9 protein-coding genes and 1 tRNA gene are annotated in these 15,376 nt (G+C 51.6%); 6 read left to right on the forward strand and 4 right to left on the reverse strand.

The genetic code is table 11. The features are described from left to right. The first annotated feature begins 66 nt into the window (after positions 1–66). The 4 genes from AB1483_10405 to AB1483_10420 all read left to right on the forward strand — a co-directional run bounded on the left by AB1483_10405 (position 67) and on the right by AB1483_10420 (position 4,375). Entirely contained in the window at positions 67–2,220 is a 2,154-nt protein-coding gene (locus tag AB1483_10405; GenBank protein MEW6412869.1) for a PBP1A family penicillin-binding protein, read from the forward strand. A gap of 330 nt (positions 2,221–2,550) precedes the next feature. Beyond that, positions 2,551–2,637 (forward strand) — tRNA-Leu (locus AB1483_10410). Positions 2,638–2,739: 102 nt separating this feature from the next. Next, positions 2,740–3,513, forward strand: coding sequence for a hypothetical protein (locus AB1483_10415; protein ID MEW6412870.1), 774 nt, complete (start codon positions 2,740–2,742; stop codon positions 3,511–3,513). A gap of 82 nt (positions 3,514–3,595) precedes the next feature. Next, entirely contained in the window at positions 3,596–4,375 is a 780-nt protein-coding gene (locus AB1483_10420; protein ID MEW6412871.1) for a hypothetical protein, read from the forward strand. A 137-nt stretch (positions 4,376–4,512) separates the two neighbouring features. Here AB1483_10420 and AB1483_10425 read toward each other — a convergent pair whose 3' ends face one another. The 3 genes from AB1483_10425 to AB1483_10435 form a co-directional block, all read right to left on the reverse strand. Beyond that, the gene (locus AB1483_10425; protein ID MEW6412872.1) at positions 4,513–8,427 is read right to left on the reverse strand and encodes a translocation/assembly module TamB domain-containing protein; all 3,915 of its coding nucleotides are present in this window, start codon (positions 8,425–8,427) and stop codon (positions 4,513–4,515) included. A gap of 20 nt (positions 8,428–8,447) precedes the next feature. After that, entirely contained in the window at positions 8,448–10,277 is a 1,830-nt protein-coding gene (locus tag AB1483_10430; GenBank protein MEW6412873.1) for a BamA/TamA family outer membrane protein, read from the reverse strand. 245 nt (positions 10,278–10,522) lie between these two features. Further along, positions 10,523–10,870: a hypothetical protein gene (locus tag AB1483_10435; protein MEW6412874.1), complete on the reverse strand. Its 348-nt coding sequence runs from the start codon at positions 10,868–10,870 to the stop codon at positions 10,523–10,525. 249 nt (positions 10,871–11,119) lie between these two features. Between AB1483_10435 and AB1483_10440 the strand changes: the two genes are divergently transcribed. Then, the gene (locus AB1483_10440) at positions 11,120–12,868 is read left to right on the forward strand and encodes a DUF885 domain-containing protein (GenBank protein MEW6412875.1); all 1,749 of its coding nucleotides are present in this window, start codon (positions 11,120–11,122) and stop codon (positions 12,866–12,868) included. Positions 12,869–13,491: 623 nt separating this feature from the next. Beyond that, positions 13,492–13,950: a CBS domain-containing protein gene (locus AB1483_10445; protein ID MEW6412876.1), complete on the forward strand. Its 459-nt coding sequence runs from the start codon at positions 13,492–13,494 to the stop codon at positions 13,948–13,950. Positions 13,951–14,029: 79 nt separating this feature from the next. On the opposite strand, the gene AB1483_10450 is transcribed toward AB1483_10445, so the two are convergent. Then, a complete protein-coding gene (locus AB1483_10450) occupies positions 14,030–15,208 on the reverse strand; it encodes a hypothetical protein (GenBank protein ID MEW6412877.1) in 1,179 nt (392 codons plus the stop codon). Positions 15,209–15,376: the final 168 nt, after the last annotated feature.

Below are 15,376 nucleotides of genomic sequence, written 5' to 3' on the forward strand. Positions count from 1 at the left end.
CTGAGAAGGCCACAAACCCTGTTTTAACTTGACTTGGCCGGGCATAACGGTGCAAATATCTGACCTATGAGCGTAGGATTCAACAAAAGCCGCCACAAAGCGCGGCGATTCAGAAACGCGGTCATCATTCTGGTGGTGCTCTGCCTTATTTTTGTCTTCATCGTAGGCTATAAAACCTACCGGGTCTATCAGTCCGAACTGCCCTCGTTTGAGCAGTTGCACAATATAGAGCCAAGCCTGAAAACGAAGGTTTACGACCGCAACGGCGTCTTGCTGAAAGAATTCTACAGCGAAAATCGCGTACTCACCCCTTATAAAGACTTCCCGCCGTATCTGGTCGGAATGCTCCTGGCTTCGGAAGATCAGGCTTTCTTCAACCACTGGGGTATCGACCTTCGACGGGTTTTCATCGTGGCTCTGAAAAATATCCTCAAATGGCGTATTACCGCGGGTGCCTCGACTATTACCCAGCAGCTTTCCAGAATGTTGTTTCTCACACGTAAGCAAACTCTGGAGAGAAAAGTCAAAGAAGCCCTCACGGCTATCAAGCTGGAGAGAACATACTCGAAGCAGGAGATAATAGAGATGTATCTCAACCAGTACTATTTTGGCCGTGGCGCCTATGGTATCGCCGCAGCCTCCAGGACCTACTTCTCCAAAACGGTATCTGAACTGACGCCTCAGGACTGCGCCATCCTGATCGGCTTGCTCCCCGGACCAAACATCAACTCCCCGTTTAACAATCCGGACAAGGCCCTCCAGGCGCGCAACCGCGTTCTTTACAGCTATTTCTCGGAGGACGGCCTATCGCGCGAGGAGTATGATTCACTCAAGAACCTGCCGCTCGAGGTCTCCCCTGTCGAGGAGCAAATTGGTATCGCTCCTTATTTCACCGAGACCATCCGGCAGTACATATATGAAAAGTACGGCGAAAACACCCTTTACTCCGGCGGATTGAATGTGATTACCTCGCTTGATGTTGACCTTCAGGCCGCCGCTGAAGCCGCTCTCTACAAAAAGATAGATTCGCTCCGCGCCCGTATCGCCCGCACCTACGGTCTGGATAATCCCACCTACACGCAATTCATGCCTGATACGGTCGATGCCTACGGTGACTCTATCAAGACGCACAAACCGGTTCAGGGTGCTTTCATTGCTTTTGACAACAGCAATGGCGATATTCTCGCGATGGTGGGCGGCCGCAATTTCGAAAAAACCGAGTTTAACCGCGCTTATCAATCATTGCTTCAACCCGGTTCGGCTTTCAAACCGTTTGTGTATACCGCCTGTATTGACAACGGCTACAAGACGACGGATATAATCGATGACAACCCTATCGTGCTCGATATCCCCGGAGCCAAACAGTGGCGACCGCACAACTTTGACAGCAAATTCATGGGCCCGATTACCCTCCGCGATGGTATCCGGCTCTCGCGAAACCTTATCGCTATTCGCCTCATCTTGAGAATCAACCCCGAGCAGGCGATCTTCTATGCCAAACGTCTGGGTATAACAACACCCCTGACCCCGGTGGCCTCGATTGCGCTCGGCACCGAGCCGGTACGCCTTATCGAAATGGTATCGGCTTTCTCGGTATTTCCTAATCAGGGAATCCATATACCCTATCGCCTGATTCACAAGATAGTCGATCGTTACGGGCGTGTTCTTGAAGACAATATTTCTATTCAGAAGGAAGAAGTCCTGTCGGCTCAGACATCATATATCATGGTCAGTTTGATGCAGTCGGTTGTCGATGCCGGTACCGGCCGCAGGGCGCGATGGATGGGGTTCAGTCGTCCGGCCGGTGGAAAGACCGGAACATCGAGCAACTTCTGTGACAACTGGTTTATCGGCTATACGCCGCAGATTACGGCCGGATGTTGGGTGGGCTTCGATGAAAAGATTTCGCTGGGACGTAACCAGGATGGCGCCAAGAACGGCGTTCCGGTCTGGGCCGACTTTATGATCGCCGCCCATGATTCACTGCCGGCGCTCGATTTCGAGGAGCCCGATGGTATCGCGCATGCCGATGTCTGCCTGGAATCAGGCGAACTGGCTACGGATCGATGCACCGATGTCCGCAGCGAGGTGTTTATCGAGGGGACCGAGCCGACTACCACGTGCCACATCCATCCCTCGGCCGGGCGCTACAATCCCGCCAAGGCCCGCAAAGAAGAGCTTATCCCCGAAGACACCACCGAAGAGCGCGTGCATTTCTAACTTTCATCGCGCATTTTGAATTCAAATTAGACCGGAAAAGGGTGCCCCATCCCGCTCGAAGCGGGACTGTGGGTCTCATCTCTGTGCGCGGCAGATCTCCTGATCTGCCCGTCTTTTACAGGCGGCTTTGCCCTCACTCTAATTTTGTGCGCGGCAGATGTCTCATCTGCCGCGTTTCCAGCATTGTTCCAATGTTCCGGCAGGTCTTGTCCCGACGGAGTCGGGATGTGACCTGCCGGTCTTTGTTGACTCTTGGGGATGATTTCTAATCTTGACAATTGATTCTGATAGCGTTTATTTATGCCTCAGCCTGAACTAGGCGTCGCCTGTGCCGGAGTGGTGAAATTGGTAGACGCAGGGGACTCAAAATCCCCCGATGGCAACATCATGTCGGTTCGATTCCGACCTCCGGCACCATTTCCATGGATTTATTTGAGACTTCCGAGCTCGATCCGCGACTTGACAAACCCGGCCTTGTTGTCGTCATTACGGTAGATGGACCTTTGCGGGAGGATGAGAATGTTCACTCACCGACTATATACATCGACAATTCTATTCCTGCTTTGCATTTGCACGGTTTCAGCTCATCCCGACACCGCCCGCCGGTCGGTGGATAGCCCAGAGAGGGCCCTTGAGGTAGCCCTCGCCTACACCGGCTTCAATGAAATTCAAATGCTTCTCGACAATGAAAAATACTCCGGTGTCGAATTAATCCTCTGCAAAGACTCGACCATTCCCTTTCTGGTCGATCAGGTCTACAACAAGCCAGTCTGGCACATTTTTCTCGACAGTGTCAATCTTCATGTGCCTGGATGTCCTGCCGAGGAGGAAGCAAAATGGAACCCAAAGAAATTCCATATACTTATAGATTCCGCGGCCGGGTTCTTCATAAAGGCATACACCAAGCGGGAAGGGGAATATGATTACTATCTTGGGGAAGAGCCCCCAGCGCATAGAGCCGAACAAGGATACCGCTCAAGTGAAGTCATTCACGATTATTGTCGCACAGTACCGAACGTTACTATGCAGCAGGCAATAGGGGCAGCAGCAGGATCCGACCCTCTAGCATCCAAGGAGTTGACTATCCTGCTCGTCTCGCAGAATAAGCGAGGAGAGGGGGCGAAACCCTTATGGAATATTCTCGGAAGAGGTTTTCCCCCAAGACCTTTTACAACGGGCGAGACCATTCCGCAAAATAACCATGCGCGTTCCGTAGTTGATGCTGAAACCGGACTCCTTCTTTATTGGACTAGTTCACCTCACCCCGACCTTCCCAAGAAAGTGAGCGATTAGTCGCGAGCCGCGTAACCCAAGCTTGACAACCGGCCCTCCATGTCCGTCTTTATGGTAGTTACCACAACGCGGGAGGATGAAAATGCGCGTTTGCCAAATCTCTATTCTTGTGATTTTCGGGATGCTCTGCACTTCAGGCACTGTAGCCCAAACCGATAGCACCAGCCACTCGGTAGACACCCCGCGAGAAGCGCTGGAAAGAGCCTTGCAGTACACCGGCTTCAATGAAATTCAAAAGCTTCTCGACAATGAAAAATACTCCGGTGTCGAGGTGATCATCTGCAAAGACTCGACTATTCCATTCTTGGTTGACCAAGTATACAACAGACCGGTATGGAAGGTCAGTGTAGAAAATGTGCGCCTTGATGGCCCCAACTGGCTGCGCGAGACAGTTGAGTCGCAAACTCCCAAGAACTTTACAGTTGTCCTCGACTCAACGGGAGGATTCTTTGTAAAAGCCTACTCTGTGTATGAAGGGTACGATCCGCAACTCGCTCCCGAGCCGTCTGCGGCTCACGCCGAGAAGCGACTCCGGTTCAAAGCCTTCACAGGCTTTTGTGCTTCGATACCACCGATAACTCTTTTCGATGCACTCGGCAGGGCAGCTGGTTCAGACCCTCTGGGAGCAAAGGAGATTGTGGCCTACTTGGTAAAGTACAAGGGAAATAACGCCACGTGGCAGATCATTGGCAGGGGTATCGCACCGCTCTATCCCCTACTATCTGGGCCACCGCCGAATCCAGAAACTGATTCTATGCTGTACATGGTGAACCGAGGACGAACTGTAATCGATGCGGAATCGGCAGCTCTATTGGAGATCTCAAATCAGCCCCTGCCTGAGTTGAGGCCGGAGCACAGATGAATGGCTGACCATATCTGACGATCGTCTTTTTTGCAATTCGATCTCTGCCTTATAAGCTTAATAACTAAACAACCGCCTGATAATATTCTGTGTCGGATTCGGGCCTGTAAGACCTCCGGCACCAACAAAAATCCAGATCATTCCCGCTCAAACTTGAGTATCACGTCGAAACCGGCCTCCTTGGGGTCGCCCTCGGTCAACTGAAGATATATCAGACGCGTCAACTGATACTCCAGCGTCACTGTCTCAGGCTCCAAATCGTTGTCGGTCGAGGCTCCAAAGCTGCGCTCATAACTCATGAACAAATCCGGCGTGAGATACTTGCCTATCACGACCGATGCGCTCTGGAGATCCCCTTCCGCCTTTACCTCGATAACATCGAGATTCAATTCGTTGCCAAGCGCCTGCGCGAGTTGTCCGGCCAGCAGTTTGGCCGCGACGCCGCCCGCTACGGCACCGGCGCTGGTACCGTTTTCGCCGACGACCGACGATCGCTGACCCTGCGTCAGCTCATCAAGACTCCTGCCGAAGACTATATACGCCATGGCATCACCCTCGGAAATCTCCGTTTCATCCAGTGTAAATCTTATCTGCGGCGTTTCCGATGTTCCCGTCACAAGCAAGTGCAGTGTCTTCTTTTCCTTCGCTGCTGTCCGGAAGACATAGCCTGCCTCAATGTCCAGATTGGCAACATAGTCTTTTCCCCCCTGAAAGGACAGTTGCCCCTGCTTAATAGTAAATTTCTTGCCATACAGGCTGTACTGCCCTCGGACAACATTTACACTGCCGAACAGCTCAAAATCCGGGCCCTCCTTCACGACATCGATATTTCCCGACACCTCCAGTTTCATATCGGGACTTCTAATCCACGTATTTTTGGGGATAGTTACTGTGATCGTTCCACGAAGGTCTTCCATATATTTCGATTCAACGGTATCCGGTATCACTTCTTCAACAGCCGGCCCCTGCGCGGCCAGAGGACTGCGCAGACTATCCGGCCGCGTAGCCTTGACAAGCATCGGTGTGGTCGGTCTGCTCGCGGTCGACTGTCCAAACTGCGTCATGATCGCCGGAAGCCAGAGATTCGAGCGGTTCACTGTTATCGTCCCACTATAGGTTGGCTCGTCGGCGCCCTCGAGCCGGGCATCAGAGGTAACCTGAACTTCATAATGCTTGTGCCGCACGAGATAAAAATCTTTCGTGGCGAGCTCAAACCGCGATGATGATATCTCGCCGCTCACTAACCCTCCGTCGAATGTCATCTCCCCGGACAGACGAAACTTACCGCCATTCTGCGTCATCACCACGCTATCGATCGACGTCCTGCCCGGAGCAAAGCCTATTCCCGCCTCCATGTCCGTATAGTTGATACCGTACACAGGAATGCTGAGCGCACCTTTACGCACTCTGACATTACCGGATACTTTCGGGTCCGACAGGGTATTTGATGCCTGTAGAGCACATTGGATATATCCCTCCGCTTCGTTCACAACATACCCCGCCGCCTTGAGAACATCGAGCGAAAGACTATCAGTTATTATACGAACATCTATGGTACTGTCCACCCCGGCTTGAGATGTTGTGTCGAGTACAAACGGCGCCGAACCGGCAATCATCAGACTCTCCGCCTGAGTCGGTTTTAGATTCATTGAAAAGTTTACCCGCTGATCGGAATAATCGAAGTTACCGTCAAGTCGTTCGAAGTCAAAATTGGAGTACTTTCCCGATGAGATCACAAGATTACCGTGTATCGTCGGATTATTCGTCTTACCGGACAATCTCCAATCGCTGTTGAGTGTGCCGGTCACCGGCAAGTCGACAATGGACCCAAATTGCGCCAGCGATAGATTTTCCACTCTCGCCGTAAGATCAGACTCACCCTCCGGATCAACTGTCCCATCCACACCGACCGTCTGCATCCCCGCGCCATTGGGCTCTTCAGATCGCAAGATGAAATTATCAATATTGTAACGACCGCTATCGATCGTGAGAAGGCTTAAGTCACTTGCCTTCCAGAGCAGATCTTCATAACGCAACGACAGATCAGTGGGATTTATTCGGGTAACGCTGTCAAGAAAGATTCTGCAGTTAAGACTGCCCGCGAACTCATTAGCTCCGAACGCGCTGAGTGTGACAGTCGCGATATTACGAGAGTAGTCGGCATCGGCGTTTACACTATCCAATCTCAGGCCACCGCGTTCAATCTGTTCGCCCCGAAGCCACCCCGAAAACGATAGCACCGAGTCAATAAGACTGCCCTCCGTATTCGCTGACAGCGAACCCACAGAAATATCGTTATACTTCAATCCCGATGCGTTTATCTTTGCCGTGCCGATGAGGCTATCGGGCAGGCCGTGCAATCGTCCCTCAATAGTCCCTCGACCTTCAAGAACTTCCGCACCGGCGAATTCCCTTAGGCTGGAGATGTCATTTACACTTGCTCTGTATCCCAAGTCGCTTGCCCCGGTGGCGCTGAGCACGCCTGAAAGATTTATGTCTGCAATCGATGATCCCAGCAGTGCGGTGTCAATTTTCAGTCGTTCTTCACCAAACTCCGTGGCTATATATCCGCTGTCTAGATCATATTGAAGCACCCGCGATGACCTCAGTACCATACGGGCATAGCCCCGCGCCGTTTCCCGCGTATATCCCTTCCCGCTGGTTTGCGCCGACAGGTTGATGTCGGTCTGAAGGGTGTCGCCAAATCCAAGTCGGGCGAGGTTTAGCCCCGCGATATCAAGGTCGAGATCATATGAGACCGAGTCAAATAATTCGCCAACCTCGCCCCTTGCCTCAATCTTCCCGAACTCTCCCTCACCCTTGAAAGCCCCGGAAACTGCTTGTTCGGCATAGTCGATGTCAAACCAGAAAGCCGATAGTCGATAAATATCAATCAGCGATCTCTCGAAATCCGCCTCGACCGACACTCTCGCCTGCTCCGGCTCCATACCTGAGCCTTCAATAGCAACAGAGCCATTTAGAGTAACCCTTACAGTCGTATCCGTAACCCAGTCTTCCGAGGCTACGCGGTCGAAAACCGCATCCGCCAAATAACTAAGTGGTCCGCTGGTCAATGAATCGTACGCCACCGAGAGCGGGTAAGCATCGGCTTCTATGTCGATTCGCTGCTCGCCGCGTTGCGCCGACACGGTAACCCATAGGGAGTCTTTGGTCAATTCGCCGAAAAGAAAGACCAAGGGCAGGGGATCTTTCATCACCGATGGTATGAATCGCCTGAATTCCGACAACGTTAGAGAGTCAGCAGATATCGTCGCCGAATTCGCTACGGGATTGTCCGGATGATATTCAGCGTCTCCCGTGATGCGGTTCATCGGAGTCTCAATGGTAACGCTTTCGAATCTATAAGCGGCACTGTCGACCGTTGCTCGCAATTCGGCGTGGCTTATGCGAAAATCAGGGTCGAGTGTGTGAAGTCTCAAATCATAAAGACCAACCTCTATCATGCCATCGGCGAACTTGCCGCCAACGTGTATATCCAAATCTTCAATTCTCCGGGGTATCAGTGAGTCCGAACCGACAATATCTACCGCGCCGCTGTTCAATACCAGGTCGTCGACAACAATGTCATAACCGAATTCTGCTGCCGAGGTGTCGACCTGTCCCGTTGCAGTATCCGATAGCACAACCTTCGCCAGGTTCCATGAGGAATCCTTTCTCTGCAGAGCAAGCAGGTACAGAGAGTCAATCGCAACCGAGTCGACCTGCACCGTTTGATTGACCAGCTTCCAGGGGTTATACTGTAAGTAGAGGCTGGATATACGCGCTACAGTGTCGTTATCCATCACGAGGCTCACCCCTCGAAGTGTAAGATGGTTGAAGACATTTCCATCCATACCCTCTATGGCGAGCTCTCCGTTAATTGATTCATTCGCGGTTGATACTATTTTTGCGCGCAACCAGTCACGGAAGAACCCGGTCTGAGTGAAGACAATGGCGAGAACAGCCAACACGACCACCGCCGTAAGCAGCTCTGACAGTATGGTCCCGATGCGATGCCGGATAGGCTTGCTGTTTTTCTGTTTATGAGGCATGTATCATCCGTGCTCTTATCTTAAAATGCCTCTCCGACACTGATATGAACCTGGCCGGTCGCTTCGTCATCGAACACCGGTCTGGCTACATCTACCCGTATCGCTCCGATGGGAGTCTTTACTCGCAGACCGAGCCCCGCTGAGTACCTCAAATCGTCAACAGGAAAGCGGTACGATTGAAGCCATACGTTACCACCGTCAACAAACATAGCGCCCGACAGAATGCCCCAGATAGGATGACGCAGTTCGAGACTTCCCTCGAGCAAACTTTCGCCGCCCACAGGTATGTCATTTTCCACAGGTCCCAACTCCGCTCGAGCCCAGCCTCTGACCGAGGCGCTCCCACCCGAAAAGAATCTATCCTCGACAGGTACGAATCCATGGGTATCAGAGGAACGGATTCCGCCGATCCTGACGCGCGCGGCGAGCACCATCCCCAGAACCGGCTGATACCGGCGCAACTCAAAGAGACTTCGCGTAAAATGATAATCGCTTCCCAGTCCCAGCCCGCTGATTTTGAACGCTCCAGCTATATAAAGTCCCTGGGTGGGTGACAGCACCGGCGTCGAATTATCCCAGGTAAGCCCGAACATTACGCTCGACTTATTATATAAATCGGATATCTCGTTCGAATCGCCGATATCGGCCAGTGAGGTGGTATCCAGCTTCACGCGCTCGAAAGTATATGTCACCGAACTCCGCAGAGACCGACTGAACTCGTGAAGAGCCGAAACGTTGCCCCCGTACCTGTTCTCGGTGAATCCCGGTTCCTCCTGTCGCAGTATGAACGGATTGATCTCAAGGCGGGTATTAATGGTCAGGAAAGCCGGCTGGATGTGCTTGAGACTGACGTGGTACGGTTCTATGTCCGAGTGCTTGGCATACAGGTTGATGCGCCGAGCACCGCCAAAAACGCCGAGAACATACGAATCGGAATACACTCGAATCTTCTCTTCACGCCCGTAACCAAAACCAATTCTCGTTGTGAATCGGGGCGCCTCCTTGACTCGCACTTCTACCGGTACGATAGAATCCTGTGTCGATGTCAGCCGCGCCGTGACTGTTGCTACATGAAAAAGCGATAGGTTGTAAATGCGGCGCTGCGACTCCTCTAAATCTTTACGGCTGTACTCATCCCCGCTGGAAAAAGCCAGATACTTCCGAATGAGCGCTTCCGAGACGTTATCATTGCCGATTACCGTGATTTCGCCAAAGCGGCTATGCGGACCCGGTACGACCGTCCATGTGATATCTACCGTCCTCTGCGGTTCATTGACTTCGAGGTTGGGGATGATCTGAGAGAACGGAAAACCGGCGTCATCGAGCGCTCTTCCCAGAGCCATCCGGTCGGCATCCACATCTGCATCTCGGAACCGTTTCCCGGTGCGGGCTTTGAGTTCCAGAGAAACTTTATCGACGAGGGCAGCTATCTGAGAGCCAAGAGCAGCCAGAGAATCCGGTTTGACCAACGATACCTTGCCGACCGAAATGGAATCCCCCTCGTCAACTCGTATCGTAATCCTGACCGTCCGATCCTTCGCATCAGTATCAAGGTCAGCCAACACAGCCTTCGCATAAAGAAATCCCTCCTTCTGATAATACCGGACAATTGCCTCCAGATCGTTTGCCAGAATGTCTTCACTGTAAAGAAATGACTCCTTGCCGAGTATTGTTTTGGCGAATCCCCCTGTAGCATACGTTGCCATCTGCAGGCGAAGATCGTCGTCTGAGATAACCTGGTTGCCCACGAATTCCAGACTTCGAACCTCAAAATTGTTCTGGCTGAAAGCAAGCTCCGCCAAAAGTGAGGTCAGGATAAGGACGAAGGAAAACCGAAATATTGTATTCAAGAATTTCTTCATATACTGCTGTTAGCACCCGCGTACGCCGCGACGGCTCTGCTGAAACTGACAGCTCCGGGTGTCCCCACAATATACGGTATAGCCGGGTTTTGAACAACAGCCGAGCCAGGCACATACAAAAAGGCCAGCCCAATGGGCTGGCCCTAAGATGTCGTGCGAGATGTTATACCGGTGTCAAATATGAGTAAATGCTCTCTGCTGTCCACTCAATAGAGTCTGAAACCCTGCTTCCCTCAAATAAGTTCCTCGTCCGGATCGATTGAGGAATTTTCCGCACCGTTGGGTATATCTTCCGAGTCGTGACTGTTCATCTTCTGCCGCCATCGAATCAGTCTAATACGCTTTATGGTCTCGTCTATCGTTGCGTTCGGCCTATACGGAAGGCCATACTTCTGCCTGAGTTCGATAATATACTCACGCTCCTTCTCTCGAATTCGAAGGGCCTTTATGTCAGCCGACAGCTTCTGAAGCTCTTCTATGCTCGTAGGAAGGAATATGCTCCACAGGTCTTCGGGTATCTCCGACAGATACTGCTTTATTTCCGGAAATTCCTCAAAAGTCCTGTTTTTTTGCTGTGTCATTTGCCTTACCCCTAAATCGGGTTAAATGGGTCTGTTTTGACTTCTGTCATGTTCAACAAGACGAAAACCAAATTGTTCCACAAAAAAGAATATGCCTGCAAATCAGGCCTTCTGCCTGACCAGCGGTTTTTGTTGACCCGATTTCCTGTCCCCCATATCCTGTGATCTGGGCTGGCGTTTGTATCTTAAGCCGTTGCAGATGACGCCAGTGAATGCCAGCTGGCCTCAGGGAAATAAGGAAAACAGAATATGTACCGTACACACTCTCGCTTTGTGGAAGAATGCCGGAAACTCGCCTCTGGAGTGCCGGGCCTATTGGACCGGGAGCGCCTCCACAAGATCTTCGAACTTGAATGGTCCTATAGAATGGCTGAAAACCCGATGTCGGCCACGTACGAGGGTTACCCCGGATATAATCACGTCTGGCCCAATCTATCCATCGACAACATCGAGCGCCATAAAACCGACTGGCGTCACTGGCGCTCAGCTCTGGCCACGGTTGATCCAGGCCAACTGACTCCCGAGGACAAACTTAGTTACGATTTGTTCGAGTATTACCTCAATGACGGTTTCGAAGGCGCGCGTTTCCCTGCTGAGCTGCTTGCGATTTCGCAGATGGACGGCGTCCATCATTGGGTACCCGACATTTTGAATATTATGCCGCTCTCGACCGACTCACAGCGCGATGATATACTCAACCGTCTGGATAAAGTCCCTGCTCTTATCGATCAGGTGATAACATTGCTTGGAGAGGGCATCAAAAGGCAAATTACTCATCCTGGACCGGTGATCGCTGACACGTCTCAGCAAATCAAAAATCTGCTGACGGAAAATCCTGCTGACTCGCCCATCCTTGCGGTACTGAAGAAGCTGCCGACTGCCACCGAGCCTGCGGTCAGAGAGAAACTCACCCGACAGGCTGAATCACTTTACATCGGTAAAGTGAAGCCTTCATTCGAGAGGCTCCTGAATTATGTGGCCCATACGTATCTTCCGGCTTGTCGTAAATCGATCGGGCTCAGCGAACTGCCCGATGGCCGCGCCTGGTATGAACATCTCGTCCGAAGTTTCACCACCACCCAATTTAGCCCGGATGATATCTTTGCCATAGGCGAAGATGAGGTTGCTCGAATACGCTCGGAAATGGATAAAGTAATCGCGTCAAGCGGCTTTAAGGGCAATTTCGAACAGTTTACGGAGTTCCTGCGCACTGACCCGCAATTTTATTTCGACAAGAAAGAAGATCTTGTCAAAGAATACCGCGATATATCAAAGCGCGCCGACCCAGAACTTGCCTCTCTCTTCGGCCGGCTGCCGGCTCTTCCCTATGGCGTGGCCGTGATTCCCTCTTACGCTGAAAAATCTCAGACAACCGCGTTCTACCAGCCTGGTTCGCCTGATGCAGGGCGTCCGGGATACTATTACGTCAATACCTACGATCTCGGCTCGCGCCCCAAATGGGAAATGGAAGCTCTCACGCTGCACGAAGCCGTCCCGGGACACCATCTCCAGATAGCCCTTTCACAGGAATTGACGGATCTGCCTCAATTTCGCGCCAGAGGATGGATCACCGCTTATGGCGAAGGTTGGGCGCTCTACGCCGAAAGCCTCGGTGAGCAGATGGGCTTTTACACCAATCCCTACTCCAAATTCGGCCAGCTCACCTATGAAATGTGGCGGGCGATTCGGCTGGTCGTGGATACCGGCATGCACTGGAAAGGCTGGACCAGACAACAGGCTATTGATTATATGATGGCTAATTCGGGGAAGACCGGACACGATGTCCAGGTCGAAATCGATCGATACATCGTCTGGCCCGGTCAGTCCCTGGCCTACAAAATAGGCGAACTGAAAATCAAGGAGCTTCGGCGGCATGCCGAAGAGGCACTCGGCGACAAAATGTCCCTGCGGGATTTTCATGACCAACTGCTGTGTCACGGTTCGATGCCGCTGAGCGTTCTCGAAAAGAGACTCAAAGCCTGGGTGGCTGAGAAGTGATATTGGCAAAATAGCCGTAACGGACTAACAGTACCGTTATAGTCTGCTTTGGGCCGTCTCAAAACCTGGGACGGCCTTTGTCTTTCAATGGCCTGACAAAAGGTGGCTATCCTTAGAAACGGCACTATTATGAATCCGGCGCACAAGTTGCGAAGCAATTCCATATAAAAAAATTAAGAAAAATCCCCACGGTCCCCGTCAATTGAGTAGGAACGTTGGTGGATGTTAATCGGGACCAAGCTATTTGTCCCAGCAAACCGGGTGCTAAACTGGGCTGTTGAGGCGAAAGCGGGTGTGATGACTAGTCCCGAAACGGTCATCCCCAAGGATCTCCTCTCCGCTTACTGTTGACGCTCGGAATGTCGCGCAAAGGCCATCCCTGCCCCCTCGCAGGGATGGCCGACATTCTTTTTGGCAGACAACAAACTCAATCATCCTCCGATTTTACTTGACAAACAGCGTAAGATTAGGTCTCTTAAGCAAGTACAATGACTTCGTGCGCGCCGCCGATGGCCTCGCTCACAGATGACCAGCGGAACGCCATAATGCTCTAGTTTTACCTGAACCTGAACCATCGGCTACATCCGGTCAATTGAAGAAAATCAGAATAGAAAGGGTGAAGTATGCTCGTCAAAAACCTGCTCGAGAGCAAGCCCAAAGAGGTGATCACGGTTGGTCCCCATACTTCGATCGATGACGCTATGGATCTGCTCATTAGAAAAAACATCGGTTGCCTGCCGGTTCTCGGCGACCAGAAACAGCTTGTTGGTATTGTCAGCGATAAAGACATATTCAAAAGAATCCATCAGACAAAAGGAGAATACCACAGCCTGAAAGTCGCTGACATAATGACCACCAATCTCATCGTAGGTCTTCCCGATGATGATGTCACCTATATCGCCGGAATCATGAAGAAGAATTGGATTCGGCACGTACCTATTGTCGAAGAAAACCAGGTGATAGGACTCGTTTCGCAGCGCGATATTCTGAAAATTATGGCCAGGACTACGGACATTGAAAATCGCTACTTGAAAATGTATATGGATGGCCTTCACTCCCGAGATCGTTCGTCCGACTACTAGAGTCGGAATCACGAGTTATACAAAAAAAACGAGTGGAGATTGCTCCACCCGTAATTCAATCCTGGTATAAGGATTTTTCTTAGATTTCTTTCCAGGCTATCATAATCATCTCACCGGTCGTCCCCATCGGCTTCTCCATCAAAGCACGGTCATAATGCACCTGGGCCGCGTCCTCCATCCAAACGGATTTGGCAATAATCGAGCCGTAAAAATTGGAGGCGTTGTTGATTATCACATCAGTTCCCGGTCCGTAAAAGGCGGCAGTTATCTCAATGCTCATCCCTATCGCAACTAGATCGCCCTTTGAAAAAATCTGCAGACTTGCCGGCGGCTCGGTCGGATTAACCAGAGCGCTGCTCGATACAACAAGATCGCCGCTCATATAGATTCTGACTACTTCTCCAGACGCAACCATAAAGTCCGACGTTGACCCAAGGTTAATATCAGAGAAATAGTATGTTCCCCCGCTCAGTGTAGCAACAGCGTTGTTTGCCAGGGTCAATTCGTGTGTCGCGCCATCGTAGGAAAAGCTGCCCGACAATCCTCCGGGCGCCGAATTATTATCGTGTGCCCAAACGTATTCGGAATCAGGCACTATCGGTAAATCATAAGGGTCAATTCCACTTTCCACATCACCGAAAACTGTACATGTCGCGCACACATCGACCCCTCCTGCGACTGCGCTCGAAGCATCGCCGCCAATCGTGGCGGTATTTACCAGATCGATCGTTCCATTCGAAGCTATATCACCGTCGGTGTTGGCGACTGTGCCCGCATAAGTCCCGGAGTCCGAGTTATAGGAATCCGTGTTGATACTATTTATCATATCTATACTATCTTTACCGAACACCGCGTACTGAAAGGGATACCACAGCCTGGGTACGACGACAGCCTCCAGGTTCGCGTGGGCGTCCTGCACTGTAGCTGTAGAACGAAGTATTACTGTGTCAATAATCAGGGAGTCGATGTCCGAGTGCGCCACCGCTACCGAATACGCGCCGGACTCGAAAGAAACTCCCGCATAGCCGTCATCCCACGAATTATACGAAATAAGTTCCACCAGGGCACGCTTTAAGCCAGCCTCGGCCACGTAAAAGGCCTGATCCGCGTGCAGCTGATTGAAAGACAATTCTATATCGGTTTGAGCTGTATCGACAGCCGTGAGGGCTGCTATGGCAAGCATTGCCATGAGGAAAATGGTAATTAATAATGCTCCCCCCTTGTTGTTTCGGGAAACGCGCCTAGCCTTTGTTCCCATCTCCATAACCCCTTTCTCGTGCGTTTGTCGGCCGTCGAGTCTGCTCTACCGCTCCGTGGCTCAACGCAAAGACAAACCGGTAGCCCTCGCCCCTCTTGCCCATTCGTTTCCTTATATCAGAAGAAGCCCCACTGGTCAGCCCCATGGAGTACTTTCAGATATCTGATA

This window comes from Candidatus Zixiibacteriota bacterium (genome assembly GCA_040756055.1).
In the GTDB taxonomy this organism is placed as follows: domain Bacteria; phylum Zixibacteria; class MSB-5A5; order GN15; family FEB-12.